At 72.1% G+C, this 15,234-nt stretch carries 8 protein-coding genes, 2 tRNA genes, 1 other RNA gene and 1 pseudogene; 5 read left to right on the top strand and 7 right to left on the bottom strand.

What is annotated here, in order from left to right; translation table 11 throughout:
* Nucleotides 1–914 precede the first annotated feature (914 nt).
* Nucleotides 915–2,513 (bottom strand): annotated as a pseudogene (locus OP04_RS56780) (DNA polymerase III subunit gamma and tau); the annotation flags it as partial.
* Between the two features lie 118 nt (nt 2,514–2,631).
* An RNA gene (gene ffs, locus OP04_RS51050) (signal recognition particle sRNA small type) lies at nt 2,632–2,726 on the bottom strand.
* Nucleotides 2,727–2,831: 105 nt separating this feature from the next.
* Here ffs and OP04_RS10495 point away from each other — a divergent pair.
* The 4 genes from OP04_RS10495 (at nt 2,832) to OP04_RS10480 (ending at nt 5,432) form a co-directional block, all read left to right on the top strand.
* Nucleotides 2,832–2,916 (top strand) — tRNA-Ser (locus OP04_RS10495).
* Nucleotides 2,917–3,056: 140 nt separating this feature from the next.
* Nucleotides 3,057–3,128 (top strand) — tRNA-Lys (locus OP04_RS10490).
* 286 nt (nt 3,129–3,414) lie between these two features.
* Nucleotides 3,415–5,034 carry a PP2C family protein-serine/threonine phosphatase gene (locus OP04_RS10485; RefSeq protein ID WP_051797422.1) on the top strand — a complete coding sequence of 540 codons (1,620 nt, stop codon included), beginning with the start codon at nt 3,415–3,417 and terminating at the stop codon, nt 5,032–5,034.
* Nucleotides 5,031–5,432 carry a response regulator gene (locus OP04_RS10480; protein WP_033339324.1) on the top strand — a complete coding sequence of 134 codons (402 nt, stop codon included), beginning with the start codon at nt 5,031–5,033 and terminating at the stop codon, nt 5,430–5,432. The genes OP04_RS10485 and OP04_RS10480 overlap by 4 nt, the downstream gene beginning before the upstream one ends.
* A gap of 100 nt (nt 5,433–5,532) precedes the next feature.
* On the opposite strand, the gene OP04_RS10475 is transcribed toward OP04_RS10480, so the two are convergent.
* The 5 genes from OP04_RS10475 to OP04_RS10455 form a co-directional block, all read right to left on the bottom strand.
* The gene (locus OP04_RS10475) at nt 5,533–7,761 is read right to left on the bottom strand and encodes an ATP-binding protein (protein WP_033339323.1); all 2,229 of its coding nucleotides are present in this window, start codon (nt 7,759–7,761) and stop codon (nt 5,533–5,535) included.
* A 4-nt stretch (nt 7,762–7,765) separates the two neighbouring features.
* Nucleotides 7,766–9,745, bottom strand: a complete 1,980-nt coding sequence (locus OP04_RS10470; protein ID WP_033339322.1) for an ATP-binding protein — start codon at nt 9,743–9,745, stop codon at nt 7,766–7,768.
* A gap of 99 nt (nt 9,746–9,844) precedes the next feature.
* On the bottom strand, nt 9,845–11,284 hold the full coding sequence (locus tag OP04_RS10465) for an acyltransferase family protein (protein WP_085066355.1): 1,440 nt from the start codon (nt 11,282–11,284) through the stop codon (nt 9,845–9,847).
* Complete coding sequence (locus OP04_RS10460; protein WP_063746575.1) at nt 11,277–12,392, bottom strand: D-alanine--D-alanine ligase family protein; 1,116 nt, start codon at nt 12,390–12,392, stop codon at nt 11,277–11,279. The genes OP04_RS10465 and OP04_RS10460 overlap by 8 nt, the downstream gene beginning before the upstream one ends.
* A 3-nt stretch (nt 12,393–12,395) precedes the next feature.
* Nucleotides 12,396–13,463, bottom strand: coding sequence for an alanine racemase (locus tag OP04_RS10455; RefSeq protein WP_033339321.1), 1,068 nt, complete (start codon nt 13,461–13,463; stop codon nt 12,396–12,398).
* A 241-nt stretch (nt 13,464–13,704) separates the two neighbouring features.
* Here OP04_RS10455 and OP04_RS10450 point away from each other — a divergent pair, with 241 nt between their 5' ends.
* Nucleotides 13,705–14,877: a UDP-N-acetylglucosamine--N-acetylmuramyl-(pentapeptide) pyrophosphoryl-undecaprenol N-acetylglucosamine transferase gene (locus OP04_RS10450; protein ID WP_033339320.1), complete on the top strand. Its 1,173-nt coding sequence runs from the start codon at nt 13,705–13,707 to the stop codon at nt 14,875–14,877.
* The last annotated feature ends 357 nt before the right edge of the window (nt 14,878–15,234 follow it).

Genomic DNA, 15,234 nt, shown 5'->3' with positions numbered 1-15,234 from the left:
TTGCGGCCCAGCTGCGTGCTGCCGTCCGGGTGCGTGCTGCCGCCCGGCGCAGCGATGTCGGCCGGGCGTGTGCTGTCGCCCGGCTGCGCGGGGCTCGGCCAGGCGCTGCCGGACGACGAAGCGCTGCCCAGCGACGAAGCGCTGCCCGGCGATGAAGCGTCGGCGGGCGGGATCGCGGGCGTGGGCCGGGGCTCCTCCGCGTGGGGCCGGGCGGGGGAGCTGGGGGAGGGTACGGCGGCAGGTGTGGGCCAGCCCGCGTCCTCGGCCGCCGTGGGGGACGCGGACGTCGCTCCCGGAGAAGGCCCCGATCTCGGGTCCGTCTCGGATAACGAGCGCGTGGGGGCGGAGGGAGGCGTGGGGTGGCCGGCGGTCTGGCGCTGGGCGGGGGCACGGCCGCCGGGGCGGGAAGAGGGTGCGTCGAGGGCGCCGGCGGCACCGGCGGGCTCGCAGCGGATCTGCCAGCGGACGCCGAACAGCTCGTAGAAGGCGTCGCGGAGCAGGGACTCCTCCGGCGTACCGGCGAAGAGGTCTATGTGTTTGGGGTGCTGGAACGTCAGGACCAGCGTGTCGCCCTCGACGGCGCGGACCGTGGCGTGTCGGAGCATCGCGCCGGCGCGTTTGCTGCGGGTGTTGACGAAAGCGTGGGCCTCGGGCCACCAGCGGCCGCGGAGCTCGGCCACGTCGGGGCCGTCGGTACCGGCGGGCGCGGACGAGGGGCCGGTCGCGGGCTGGGACTGCGCCGCCTGCGCCGAACCTGCCTGCGCCGCGGATGCCTGTGCCACAGATGACTGCGCCGGGCCACCCTGCACCGAGCCGCCCTGCGCCGGCCCGGTCGGCGCCGCCTGCCCGGCCCGATGCTGAGCAAGGCTGGACTGTGCCGCTCCATGCTGAGCCAGGTCTGCCTGCGGCGAGCCCGCGGGCCCCCCGGCCTGCGGCGAACCCGCCGCCACGCCGGCCTGCGGACCTGCGGACCCTCCAGCCTGCGATCCGACCAGCCCATCAGGACCGGCCTGAACCCCGGCGCCGGTCTGAGCACCAGCGCCGGTCTGAGCACCAGCGCCGGTCTGAGCCCCGGCATCCGCCTGAGCACCAGCACCGGCGGCAACCGGTTCCGAAGCGCCCGCGGGAGCACGGCGCCCACCCGTCGCCTGCGAAGCGGCCTGCCGCGCCGCCGCGGCACCACCCCCGCCGGACGACCGCGCCGCGGCCTGACGCGCGGCAGCGCGAGGATCGAGCCCCCCGTCACCCGCCGGTGCAGCCTCGACCGGACCCGTGGCGGCCACACCCGGACCGGCCACGACCGGCGTCGGCACGGCCGCGCCCGGGGCAGGCTGGAGCCGTACCGCTGAAGGATCTTGAAGTGCACGCTCCATGCGCTCGAGGCGCTGCAGCAGCGCGCTGGAGGACGCATCCGCGCCCGGCAGCAGCATGCGGGCGGTGATCAGCTCCAACAGCAGCCGAGGGCCGGTCGTGCCGCGCATCTCGACCAGGCCGTTGTGCACGATGTCGGCGGCACGGGACAGCGTGGCGGCGCCGAAGCGGCCGGCCTGCGTGGTCATCCGCTCGATCTCGTCGGCGGGGCCGTCGATCAAGCCCTTCGCGGCCGCGTCCGGGACCTGCTGCATGACGATCAGGTCACGGAAACGTTCGAGCAGGTCGGTGGCGAAGCGGCGCGGGTCGTGGCCGGCCTCGGCGACGCGGTCGATCGCGGCGTACGCGGCAGCGCCGTCGGAGGCCGCCAGCGACTCGATCATGTCGTCGATCAGCGCGGAGTCGGTCACGCCGAGCAGCGCGACCGCGCGGGCGTAGGTGACACCCTCCTCGCCGGCGCCCGCGATCAGCTGGTCGAGCACGGAGAGCGTGTCCCGGGCGCTGCCGCCGCCGGCGCGGACCACCAGCGGGAAGACCGGCGCCTCGACGGTGACGCCCTCGGCGGCGCAGAGCTGCTCCAGGTACGGCCGGAGCGTGCTCGGCGGGATCAGCCGGAACGGGTAGTGGTGGGTGCGGGACTTGATCGTGCCCAGCACCTTCTCCGGCTCGGTGGTCGCGAAGATGAACTTCACGTACTCCGGCGGCTCCTCGACCAGCTTGAGGAGCGCGTTGAAGCCGGCCGACGAGACCATGTGCGCCTCGTCGATCACGTAGATCTTGTAGCGGCTGTTGGCCGGCGCGAAGAACGCCTTCTCCCGCAGCTCACGCGCGTCGTCGACACCACCGTGGCTGGCCGCGTCGATCTCGATCACGTCGATCGATCCGGCGCCGTCGTTCGCCAGCGACTTGCAGGACATGCACACGCCGCACGGCTCGGGCGTCGGCCCCTGCTCACAGTTGAGTGAACGGGCCAGGATCCGCGCCGAACTCGTCTTGCCGCAGCCACGCGGCCCCGAGAAGAGGTAGGCGTGATTCAACCGGCCGCTGCGCAGCGCCTGGCTGAGCGGCTCGGTGACGTGCTCCTGCCCGATGACCTCGGCAAACGTTCGCGGCCGGTACTTGCGGTAGAGGGCCAACGCCACTGCCGTCTCCTCTCGACCGCGCCATTCTCCGCCGTCGCGACCGGGACGGCCACCACGGGGGTCTGACGCGTGATTGACAGCGGCGCGGAGGTGCGATCAACCTGGTGAACCCAGGGATGCGAAGGCTCCCCGTGCACCTGCCAGAGCCCGCTTATCCTTGCTGCCTTCCGGCCCTGGGGAGGTTCACGGGATAAACACCGCACGGGGAGCGAGGCCAACTCTACCCGGCCGGGCGACGGCGCGTGGCGGCAGGGGCCGAGAGTCCGGTCACGGGAACCCCGATGCGCGCCGTCCCGGCGGCACGGTATTGTCTGCGGCGGAGGATTCGCCTAGAGGCCTAGGGCGCACGCTTGGAAAGCGTGTTGGGTTAACACCCTCACGAGTTCGAATCTCGTATCCTCCGCTCTAACAGCGGAAACACCGGACCGGATCCCTACGGGGACCGGTCCGGAGTCGTTTCGGGCCCGGATCCGAGGCTCACCAAGCGATGCCGGGGATATGGTTTAGGCGTCCGGCGGACCTCGCAGGTACCCTGACAGCCGCGGGCCGCTAGCTCAATGGCAGAGCTGTGGACTTTTAATCCATAGGTTCGGGGTTCGAGTCCCCGGCGGCCTACGCGCCTGGGCGCTCCCTGTCCGCGGAATGCGCGGACCGGGGGCGCTTCGGTTATTCCTCTCCGGGGGCCGAGCCCCCGGACGCCCCACGGTCTGGTGGGAGCGTCAGGCTGGGCGGTGGCGGTTGCATCCGCGCAAACCCCAACCCACCTCAAAAGCCTCAACCCTTAAACCCGCTGTGCTGGGGGTACGGGGTGGGGGCGCGGGCCAGTACATTACTGAGCGTGTTGGCTGGGGGTGGGGGCGTGGGCGGCTGGGCGGAGGCGTTGCATCGCCTTTGGCGGGCCATGGGGGGCATCGGCGATCGGGAGGATCTGGCCGAGCTGGTGCTGCCGCCGTTGCAGGAACTTCCGGGCGTGGTGGCGGTGTGGGGGCTGCGGCATCGGGTGAGTGACGGGGCTGTTGCCGAGTATCGGTGGACCGGGGTGCCGCTGGAGAGTGAGCCGGATCGCGCGGTGGCGCGGCGGCTGGCGGTGTGGCGTGACGGGGACGCGGTCGTTGTTGACACGGCCGGCGAGACGCTTGCGCGTCACGGTGCCGCGCGGGTGATCGTGGCGGGGTTCGAGGTGCCGGGGGAAGCGGCGGGGACGTTTCTGCTGGTGGTTGACGCTGAAGCTGACGTGGGGCGGCTGTCCGGGTGTCTGTGGCAGGTGATCGATGTCACGCGGGAGGCGATTTCGCGGCTGAGGCGGCGGCGGGCGGACGACGACCAGCAGATTCGGGATGCGCTGCTGGCGGAGGCGTCGCTGCAGATGGACGCGGTGCTGGACCCGGGGCAGACCATGCATCGGGTGGCGCGGATGACGGTGCCGGCGATCGCCGAGGGCTGCCTGGTCTATTCGCGGGAGGGCGCGGGGCTGGTGCTGCGCAGCGCGGTGCACGTGGACATGCGGCGGCTGGCGGGGCTGCTGGCGGACGAAGCGGCGGCGTCGGGGCTGCGGGCGCTGGCGGAGCGCGCGGTGTCGGGGGACGGGGAGCGGTCCGAGCCGGGCGACGCGGAGAAGGTGGGCGCGCGGCTGCTGCACGCGCAGGTGCTGCGGGCGCGGGACCGGGTGCTGGGCGTGCTGCTGTTCTTCTTCGACCGGGCGGAGAGCCGGCTCCCGCATGCGACGTTCCTGCGGGATCTGGCGCAGCGGGCGGCGCTGGCGGTGGACAACAGCGAGATGTACGAGCGCCGTCGCCGTGAGGTGGTGACGCTGCAGGAGCACCTGCTGCCGGGCCGGCTGCCGTCGGTGCCGGGCATCAGCGTGGCGGCGGCGTACGCGGTGGGGGACCGGGCGCTGGACGTGGGCGGCGACTTCTACGACCTGGCGGTGCGCGCGAACGGGGTGGTGGCCGCGCTGATCGGTGACGTGTGCGGGCGTGGTGCGGCCGCGGCGGCGCTGACCGGGATGTCCCGGCACACGCTCGGCACGCTGCTGCAGGAGGGCGTGTCGCCGGCGCGTGCGCTGAGCCGGCTGAACTCGGGGCTGCGCCGCGACGGGTCCTGGCGGTTCGTGACCGCGGGCGTGGCGCTGCTGCGCGAGACCAAGGCGGGGCTGAGCGTGCAGTGGACGTCCGCGGGGCACCCGGCGCCGCTGGTGGTGCGCAGGGACGGCCGCACGGTGCCGGGGCGCGGCGGCGGGCTGGCGCTCGGGATCATCGACGAGGCACGTCTGGGCCGGTCGCGGCTGCTGCTGGCGCCCGGTGACACGCTGCTGATGTTCACCGACGGGCTGACCGAGAGCCGGGACCGTGCGGGGCGGATGTTCGAGGACGTGGCGCTGCACGAGACCGCGCGCCGGCTCCGGGACCTGCCGGTCGACGAGATGGTCCGCGAGCTGAGCCAGGCCGCCAAGGATTTCGGCACGACCGGGGCCGACGACATCGCCGTTCTGGCGATCAGAGCCGGAGTGGAGCAGCGGTGAACGAGGACCTGATCATGGTGGTGGAGGACTCCGACGAGGACGTCGAAGCCATCGGCCGGGCGATCGGGCGGTCGCATCCGGACACGCGGGTGGAGTTCGTCCGGTCCGGCGCGGAGGTGCTGCCCCGGCTGACCGCGGACGGCGCGATCCGGCCCGGCATGGTGCTGCTGGATCTCAACATGCCGGGCGAGAGCGGGCTGGACGTGCTGCGCCGCCTGCGCGCGCACCCGGACCTGGCCGGCCTCACGGTCGTGGTGTTCACGTCGTCGGAGGACCCGGCCGAGTCGGACGCCTGCTATGCGGCCGGCGCGGACAGCTACATCTACAAGCCGATCAACTTCGCGCTGTTCCAGACCGTGCTGCGGCAGACGCTGGACTACTGGCGATCCAGGGCCTGACCGCCGTTGGGGGCCGGGCTGCGGCGTGGCCCAGCTTCCGCCTGGCCGCACGGCGCACCCAGGCGAAACCTGGCTCCGGCCCCCAAACGGCGATCAGACCCTAGAGGGGAAACACCGCCCAGATAGTGGTGCCGCCGCCGGGGGAATCGTCCGCCCAGACGCGGCCGCCGTGCCGCTCCACGATCCGGCGCACGATCGCCAGGCCGGCGCCGGAGCCGTCCACGCCCTCGGCCCGCGCGTGCAGCCGCCGGAACAGGTCGAACGCCTGCTCGCGCAGGTGTGCGGGCATGCCGATGCCGTTGTCCCGGACGTAGACCGCGGGCTCGTCGTCCACGGTCGCGGCGCCGACCTCGACCGTGCGCGGGCCCTCCGGACGCGCGTACTTCGCGGCGTTCACCAGCAGGTTGACCAGGATCTCGTCGAACAGCACCGGGTCGGCCTTGACCGTGGCCACCGGCGAGACGCTGACCCGCACGCCCGCGGTCTCCAGGCGCGGGCCGGCCACCTCCAGCGCCTTCGCCACGGCCGAGTCCAGGTCGATCTCCTCGCGGTGCAGGTCGGTACGCCCCAGCCGCGAGTAGTAGAGGAGCGCGTTGAGCAGCTCGTCCATCCGGGTGGCGAGCCGCTGGATGGACGCGAGCCGACGCGCGGTCGCCTCGTCCATCCGGTCGGTGCTGTCCTCGATCAGGAACGTGGCCTGGTTCGCGATGCCGCGCAGCGGCTCCTTGAGGTCGTGCGCGGCCGCGTGCGCGAACGAGTCCAGGTCGACGTTGCTGCGGTTCAGCTCCGAGTTCAGCGTGGACAGACGGCGGTTGTGCGCGAGCGCGACCTGCATGATCGCCCGGCCCAGCTCGACCGCCATCGCCAGGTCCGTGGCGGTCCAGGGCGCGCTCCGGCCGCGCACCGTGGCCAGGAAGACCGCGGTGGAGCCGCGCGGCGTCAGGCGCTCGCCGTGCGGGCCGAGCACGACCGGCCGGTCCGGGTCCGCGGCCCAGCGGCGCGGCACGGTGCGCTCCCGGCGCAGCCAGACCACGCGGTCGCCGGTGTCGCTCAGCGGCAGCACCAGCGCGCCGTCGACCGTGCCGGTGAACGCGGCCATCGCGGGCAGATCCTCGCCGAGCCGGTCGCTGTGCCACGGCTCGCCGGCCGTGGACGGCGGCAGCGCGGCCCAGAGCGCGTCCAGCACCTCCGGGCCGGGGTCGGCGCCGTGCACGGACGTGCGGCCGTCGAGCCGCACCGCGACCGTGTCGCACTCCAGAACCTGGTCGAAGCCGGCCGGGTCGGACAGATCCTCCGCGATCCGCTCGATCAGCCGGGCGATCATGGTCCGCGAGCGTTCCCGGGCCGCGGTGTCGTCCCGTTCGCGCAGCGCGGCCAGGTGCAGCGACAACGCCACGCCGAAGAATTCGCAGGCCGCGCGCAGTTGCGGGCCGAGCGTGTGCGGCGCGTTCCCGTGGCAGGCGATCAGGCCCCACAGCCGGCCGCCGGACAGCAGCGACACGGACATCGACGAGGCCACACCGATGTTGCGCAGATACTCCAGGTGGTACGGCGAGACCGTGCGCAGCACGGACAGCGACAGGTCCAGCGGCGCACCGGTCTCCGGCAGCACCTCCGGGACGAGGCGTGCGGTCTCGTCGTCCACGTCCGAGATCACCCGGATCCAGTTCCGCTCGTAGAGGCGGCGGGCCTGCGGCGGGATGTCCGTGGCCGGGAACCACAGCCCCAGCCACGGTTCCTGGCCCTCGGCCGTCTCCTCCGCGATCACCTCACCGGGGCCGTCCACGGACTCGAACCGGTACGCGACCACGCGGTCGAACCCGGTGATCGCCCGGATCTCCCGCACCGCGGCGCGGGCCGCGTCCACCACGGTCACGGCCTGCTGGAGTCGTACCAGCGCGGCCCTGATCGGTGGGTAGAACGCGGTGAACGCGGCCGGCGCGGGCGAGGCGGGCTCGAACTCCAGCACCAGCAGCCCGTCCGCGTGGTGCACGGTGACGTCCAGCCACCCGCCGCCGAGCTGCACCGGCATCATCGCGGTCTGGCCGGTGTCCGCGTCGGCCAGCGCGTGCAGCGCGCTCAGCTGCGCCGCGTCCAGCAGACCGTCCGCCGGTGCGCCGACGGTCGCGCCCGGCCCGAGCAGCGCGGACGCATTCTCGCTGGTGGCCGCGATGGTGCCGGCCCGGAGCGCGACCAGCGCGCCGTAGGATTGGACGCCGCCGAGCCGGTGGATCGGCTCGCGGACGCACTCGGACAGGTCGAACGAGGTGCCCGCCGCCCGCTCCGCGGCAAATGCGCGGTCGGTCAGCCACGATCCGTGGTTGTTCACACCCTCACACTTCCAGCTGCCACAGCCGTTCGGCCACCCGTTCCACTCCGCGGGTCAGGTGGCGCCGGTACGTGCTGAACGGCACGCCCAGCTTCTCGGCCGCGGCCTCCTGGGTCGGGGCCCGGTGGAAGTACGTGGTGGCCAGCGCGCGGTGCAGCTTTCCCTCGCGGGCGTCGTCGCGCAGCGAGTCGACCGCCTCCACGATCAGGTCCCGCAGCGTCTGGGCCGGGTTGCCGCCGCGGTCGCCGATCAAGTGCGTGCCCAGCAGCGGGTTGCTCTCCAGCGCGTCCGGCAGGTGCCAGTTCTTCAGCGCGTCGCGCACGGCGGCGTCGAAGTCGGCCCGGGACAGCACCGTGAACGCGGGACGCCCCGGCCGCGCGTCCGGGCCGAAGAGCAGCCGCGCGTTCAGCGCGGTGATCCAGGCGTCGACCGGCAGCGCGCGCCAGTCGTGGCCGAACACGCCGTGCGGATGCCCGTCGATCATCATCCGCGCGCCGCCCGCGACCGGGTGGTGGTCGGTGAAGGCCATCAGCGGCAGCAACCGGTCCGGCTCCGGCACCACCACGAACGACCAGGCCAGGCGCGCGGACCGGATCCACGCCTCCAGCGACTGCAACTGCATGAGGATCCCGGCCTGCGCCGGCCGGCGATCGATCGGCGGGTAGAGGTAGCGGGTGATGAACACGTGCTCGCCGGGGCGTGGCGGCGCCGTCTCGGCCCCGGCCCAGGCCTGCGCCACGGCCGGGTCCACGGCCAGCTCCTCCGGGTCCGGCTCGGTGAGGCGCAGGTGCGCGGCGAATGCGATCAGCGTGTGGTCGGACGCGCGGCGGTACGCCGTGAACGCCTCCGGCCGCCGGTCCAGCCAGAAGCGCAGGATCGCGGAATCGGCGCCCATACGTCGTACCCACGGATGATCTTCGGGGTGGAGCGGCGTGGCGTAGACCTCGCCGTCCGTGCGCACCGGGTTGATCTCGTAGGGCGCGACCACGTCGTTGGCGCGCAGCAGGTGCCAGAGCGCGCGCATGGCGGGCTGCACGGCCTCGCCGGACGCGGTGCGCGCCCGGTCCAGCATGTGCGTGGCGACGTTGTGGTGCAGGCGCTCGTAGCCCTGCGGGTCACGCCAGCGCAGGTCCGCCTCGAGCGCGCTGCGGACCACGCCGTGCGGGTGGAGCCCGTTCCGGTCCGACCGGATGAACGGCAGCCGGCGCAGCCAGTCGAAGATCTCGGCCGCCCGGTTCCCGACCACGGCGCGCAGCAGCTCCTCAGTGGTGCTCTCCGCGTGCGCGCTGACCTCCAGCGCGTGCCGGTGCGCGGGCGACGGCACCTCGCCGACCAGCTGATCGATGAGCGTGGTGAGCACGTCCCGCGACGGCGTCCAGCGCGACACCGGGAGCTCGCGGGAGGCGGCGGACGCGGCCAGGCTGAGCGCGAGCGGATGGCCACCGGCGAACGCGAGCACGGACTCGTGCAGCACATCCGGCACGCCGCGCAGCCGGAGCAGCTCGGCCGCCTCGCCCGGGTCCAGGTCGCCGAGCGTGGCGACGCGCAACAGCTCCGACCAGGACACATCGGACGCCCAGAGTGGATCGGGCGGCTCCTGGCCGGCGAGCACCGCGACCGCGCCCGCGGGCAGCTTCGGCAGGTACGTCTCGCGCATCCAGCCTTCGAGGCCCTGGCATCGCTCGAACGAGTCGACCAGCAGCACCAGGCCCTCGGCGACCTCGATCTCGAACCCGGCCGCGTCCACGGCGCCGCCGTCGATCTCCACCACGGTGCGGCCGGCGTCGCGCGCCTCGTCCGCGAAGCGGCGCAGCAACGTGGACTTGCCGACGCCGCCGGCGCCGTGCAGGTAGAGCACCGCGTATGCGCCGGGGCCGCCGGCCAGCGCGTCCCGGAAGCCGGTCAGCTCACGACGACGGCCGACGAACGACTGCTGCCGGGCTGCCCGCAGACGCTCCGCGAGTCGCCCGCCTTCGTGAACCATGAAGCGATTATCACGACTCGTGATCGACGACCGCTCGACGCGGCCATGTCGGGAACCCGATCGGCGGATCCAGCCGCGCCGATCGGGTTCCGGACGATGTCACCGGCCGTACTGGCCGTCGCTCCAGCCCTGGGTCCGCAGCTGCTGCGTCGGCGCCTCGTCCCAGGCCGGGGCCTGCGGCGTGACCGGTTCCGCCTGGCGGTAGACGTTGACCGGCTCCAGCTTCTCGACGACCGGTTTCTCCTCGACCTTCGGCGGTTTCGCCGCGCCGCCGCCGGGCAGGTCGAACAGGAAGGTGCCTCCGGTCAACTGCAGGCCACGGTAGAGCGACAGGCACATCCACACCAGGAACGCGGTCAGCAGCACCGGTTCCACCAGCGCGAGCAGCAGCTGGCCGGCGGTGCCGAGGTTCGACGAACCCTCCAGCGCCGCGATGTGCCAGAGGCCGAGCAGTGGCATGTGGATGATGTAGATCGGCAGCGTGTTCTGGCCGAGCCAGGCGAGCCCGCTGCCGATCCGCGGCACGGTCGCCAGCCGGGCCGCGAGCTGGAAGCCGGCCACGACCGCGATCAGGCTGGCGATCGGCCAGACACCGAACCAGGCGTTCGCGCCGGGAATCGCGGTGACGGCCAGGATGACCACCAGGAACACCGCGGTGGACCCGAGCAGCAGACGGCGGTCCTTCGTGTCGGCCAGCTTGTTCAGCTGCTGCTTGTAGCGCAGGCCGATCAGGAAGAAGAGCAGGTTCTGGAAGAGCTGGCCGCGGTTGCCGGGCCAGGTGAAGAGGTCGGTGGACGCGATCGCGTTGATGACGAACGCGACGCCGATCAGCGCGGGCGCCGGGACCTTCAGCGACACCTTGGCGATCGTGAAGTAGATCGCGAGCGCGTACAGGTACCAGAGGTTCGTCGGCGTGATCGTCAGCTCCTCCAGCACCTGCAGCGCGTTCTTCGCGTGCAGCGTGTCGAAGTTCGCCGGGACCGGGGCGAGCAGCACGGTGTGGATCAGCAGCCAGACCGCGTAGAGGTAGAAGAACTTGGCGATCCGCGAGCGGCGGACCACGGACCACGGGCGCAGCGCGGCGTTGGCCGCGAACATGCCGGAGATGGCGAAGAAGACCGGCATGCGCAGCGGGAGGAAGATCTCGCCGAGCGTGCCCCAGACACCGGGCAGCGGCACCGGTATCTGCCAGTTGATCTGCAGGTAGTGCTTCATGATCACGTGCCAGAGCACGACCAGAAGGATGCAGACGCCCTTGGCGGTGTCGGCCCACTGGGACCGGGGTTTCTTCGGTGCCGGGGTGGGCATCTCCTCGGCCGGAGCCTCCGGCGCTGCGTGCGCGGCCTGTGCGGGCACACTCTGCTCGGTGTATGCCGGCCGTTGGCCGTACGACTGCCGCTGCCACGGAATGCCGTACCCGTCCTGCTGGTACGCCGGATCCTGAGGGAACGGATGCCGGTAACCCGACCCGGCCACCGGATTCGGCCGGGTCGGTTCGTCGTCGGGTATGCCGGATATATGACCTGGATAATTAGTCATCTATGTCAGCCCGCACCGCGGACGGCGTCGGGTGCTGCCGGAGCAGCGCCGTCTCCACCAGAATGTCCAGCAGATCCGAGTAGCTCACGCCGGCCGCCTGCCACATCTGAGGGTACTGCGACATCGACGTGAAGCCGGGGAACGTATTGACCTCGTTGATCACCGGCACCACGCCGCCGTCCGCAGTCTCCCGCAGGAAGAAGTCGACGCGCAGCAGGCCGGTGCAGTCCAGCGCGTGGAACGCCTTCACCGCGGTCTCCGCGACCGCGGCCGTGACCTCCGGCGGCAGCTTCGCGGGGATCTCGAAGACCGTGCCCACGTCGGTGTACTTCGCCTCGAAGTCGAAGAAGCCGAAACCGTCCGGCACGCGGATCTCCAGCGACGGGCCCGCCTCGACCCGCCCGTCCGCGAACTCCAGCACGCCGATGTCCACCTCGCGACCCGGCACCGCGGCCTCGACCAGCACCTTCGGGTCGCTGCGGCGCGCCTTCTCGACGGCGGCGTCCAACGCGGCCCAGTCGTCGACGCGGGAGACGCCGATGCTCGACCCGGCGCGGGACGGCTTCACGAAGACCGGCAGTCCCAGGCGCTCACGGTCGGCCTCGCTCACGGTCTCGTCCGGGCGGCGCAGCACCACGCCGGGCGCGACCTCGATGCCCTCGGAGACCAGGACCTTCTTGGTGAACTCCTTGTCCATCGAGACCGCGCTCGCGAGCACGCCGTTGCCGATGTACGGCAGCCCGGCCAGCTCCAGCAGCGCCTGGATGGTGCCGTCCTCACCGTACGGCCCGTGCAGGCAGGGGAAGACGATGTCGACGTCGCGCAGCGCCTCGAGCGCGTCGGAGATGCTCCCTATCGGCAGCGGCCGGGTCGCGCCGCTGTCCGGCGCGGTCATCCGGAGCAGCGCGTCCACGTCGATCTCGGTGGCGTCCGGCTCGTCCTGCCCGGCGATCCAGACGCCGTCGATGGTGATCCGGACCGGCAGCACCTCGTAGCGCTCGCGGTCCAGGTGCGTCAGCACGCTCGCGGCCGACTTGCATGACACGTCGTGCTCGCCGCTGCGTCCGCCGAAGATCACGGCGATGCGGGTCTTCCCACGCTCGGTCAAGGTTCAGGCCTCCGTGTGTAGAAGATGGCGTCGGGGTAGCCGCACGCCGATGCCGGTGAGAAGTTCATGCGGGTTCGTGCCGGCGAGCTCGGCCTGCTCGACGGCCGTGGGCTCGCCACGGTCGCCGGGGCCGAGGAACACCGCCTCGTCCCCCTCGGTGACCGGCAGCTCGCCGACGTCGACGACCAGGTGATCCATGGCCACCGGGCCCATGATCGGCCGTCGCACGCCGTGGATGAGCACCTCGGCAACGCCGCCGAGCCGGCGCGGCACACCGTATCCGAAACCGAGCGGAAGCACCGCGCGACCGTCGCCGGCCTGCACCACCCCGGCGCGCACGGTCATCGCCGGTCGAAGATCAAAATCAACACCGGGCACCGGGGGTACGCCGTAGAGCGCGATTCCCGCCCGCCCGAGGTCGAAGCGCGCGGTCGGCACCTGGAGGATGCCGGCCGAGTTCGCCAGGTGCAGCGTCGCCGGAGCCAGCCCGGCCGCGCGCGCCAGGTCGATCGCGTCCGCGAACGCGGCCTGCTGCGCGGCCAGGCTCGGGTGATCCGTCTCCTCCGCGTTGGCCAGGTGCGACCAGAGCCCGGTGATCCGGACCTGGCCGGCCGACTCGTACTTACGTGCCCACCCGAACAGCTCCGGCCAGGTGCTCCGCACGGCACCGCCGCGGGAGAGCCCGGTGTCCGCCTTGATGTGCACGTCCAGCGCGACGCCGCGCCGCTCGGCCTCGGCCGCGATCGCGTCGAGGTGGGACAGCGTCGCCACGGACAGCGTGATCCGCGCCTCCGCGAGCGCGGCGAGGTCGTCCTGCGGGCCGCACATCCAGGCCAGGATCGGCACGTCCAGCCCGGCAGCGCGCTGCTCCAGCGCCTCGAACGCGGACGTGACGCCCACCCAGCCCGCGCCGGCCTCGACGGCGGCGCGCGCGGCTGCCACGGCACCGTGCCCGAAGCCGTCCGCCTTGACCACGGCCATCAGCGCGGCGTCGCCCATGGCGCGCTTCAGCACGCGCGTGTTGTGCGCGATCGCCCCCAGATCGACGATCGCCTCAGCAGATGTCGCCATAGCCCTCTCGGATCCCCCCGAGGCCAGCGTGCCTCAGCCGAGCACCATGCCCGGTGGCGCTGCTCAATCGGAAGCTCATGTCGTGCTCATGCCAAGTGGTGTTCGTCACTAGCTCACCCTATGTGATTTCAGGTCTCACGCAGCGTGCTGACCTGCGGATATGTGGTCGCCGCATTGACCGGTGGGTGCCTCTCGCTAGACTCGGGGCGGCTTCTGGCGCGACACCGCTTGCGAAGGACGTATGACCATCTACAGCAGTGCCGCCCGGGTGGGCGAGATAAAGATCATCGTCACCGGCGGCGGGACGGGCGGTCACACATATCCTGCGCTGACCACGATCCGGACCATTCGTGAGCGACTGGCCCGAGCCGGGGCCGAGCCGGAGATCCTCTGGGTCGGAGTCTCGCACGGTCTCGAGGCCAAGATCTCGGTACAGAACAATGTGCCGTTCAAGGCCATCACCACCGGCAAGCTCCGGCGGCACATCAACGTCAAGGACCAGCTGCGCAACGTGGCCGACGCGTTCCGCATCCCGTGGGGCGTGGTTCAGGCCATCGCCACCGTCGCCAAGGCCAAGCCGGACGTGGTCATCTCCACCGGCGGCTACGTGTGCGTCCCGGTCGGCGTCGCCGCCTGGCTGCTGCGCCGCCCGCTGGTCATGCACGAGCAGACGCTCGCCGTCGGCCTGGCGAACCGGATTCTCTCCCGCTTCGCCACCCGCATCCTGCTCAGCCACGAGTCGTCGATCGAACACCTGCCGGAGAAGGCGCGGCCCAAGGCCGTGGTCACCGGCAACCCGATCCGGCCCGAGGTCTTCATGGGCCAGCGTGACCGCGCGCTCGCCGGCTACGGCCTGGACCCGCGGCTTCCGCTCGTCTACGTCACCGGTGGCGCCCAGGGCGCGCTCCAGGTCAACAAGATGGTCGCCGAGGTGCTGCCGGACCTGCTGACCCGTGCGCAGGTGCTGCACCAGTGCGGTGACTACTCCTACGAGATGATGCGCGAGACGCACGCGTCCCTGCCGCCCCACCTGCAGCATCGGTACACCGTCTTCCCCTACATCCACGACGAACTGCCGGACGTGCTCGCCGCCGCCGACGTCGTGGTGGCCCGCAGCGGTGCCGGCACGGTCGCGGAGCTCAACGCGCTCGGCAAGGCCTGTGTCTACATCCCTCTGATACCCACCCAGGGCGACGAACAACGCCGTACCGCCCGCCACCTTGCGGACCAGGGTGCCGCCCGCATGCTGGCCGCCGAGGACGCCACCGCCGACCGCCTCCGCGCCGAACTGATCGCCCTCCTCGACGACCCGGGCTACCGCCACCAGATCTCCGAGGCCGCCCGCGTCCACGGCCGCCCCGACGCCGCCACCGCCGTCGCCGACGAGGTCCTGGCCGCCGCCCACCGCGGCTAGCCCGCCCGCGTCCACGGCCGCCTCGTCGCCGTCGGGTCGTGAGGGGTTCCGTTACTGAGTCCTCCCGACACCGTCGGGTGACGCCTCGCAGGCGTGAAAATTCTTCAGCTACGGGCCGCGGCGGGACCTGTTTTCCGGTCAGCTTTCGGCGTCGAGGTCCGGGCCCGCCGTGTTAACCGGGCACTCGATGCCCGAAATTTCGTGAAATAGCAGCCCGCGGGCGATCGTAGCCTCACGCTGATGCCGAAGCTCAGTATCTTCCCACTCTGCGGGTGGTTGCGGTCCGCACGCTCCCGGGGCCGCGGTCCCACGCGGGGCAGGGAAAGACCCGACCTCGCCCAGATGCTGGACGAGAAG

It is taken from the genome of Catenuloplanes japonicus, from assembly GCF_000717135.1.
GTDB lineage: Bacteria > Actinomycetota > Actinomycetes > Mycobacteriales > Micromonosporaceae > Catenuloplanes > Catenuloplanes japonicus.
Note: the sequence above shows the minus strand (reverse complement) of the source record. Positions and strands in the feature narration are given on the sequence as shown.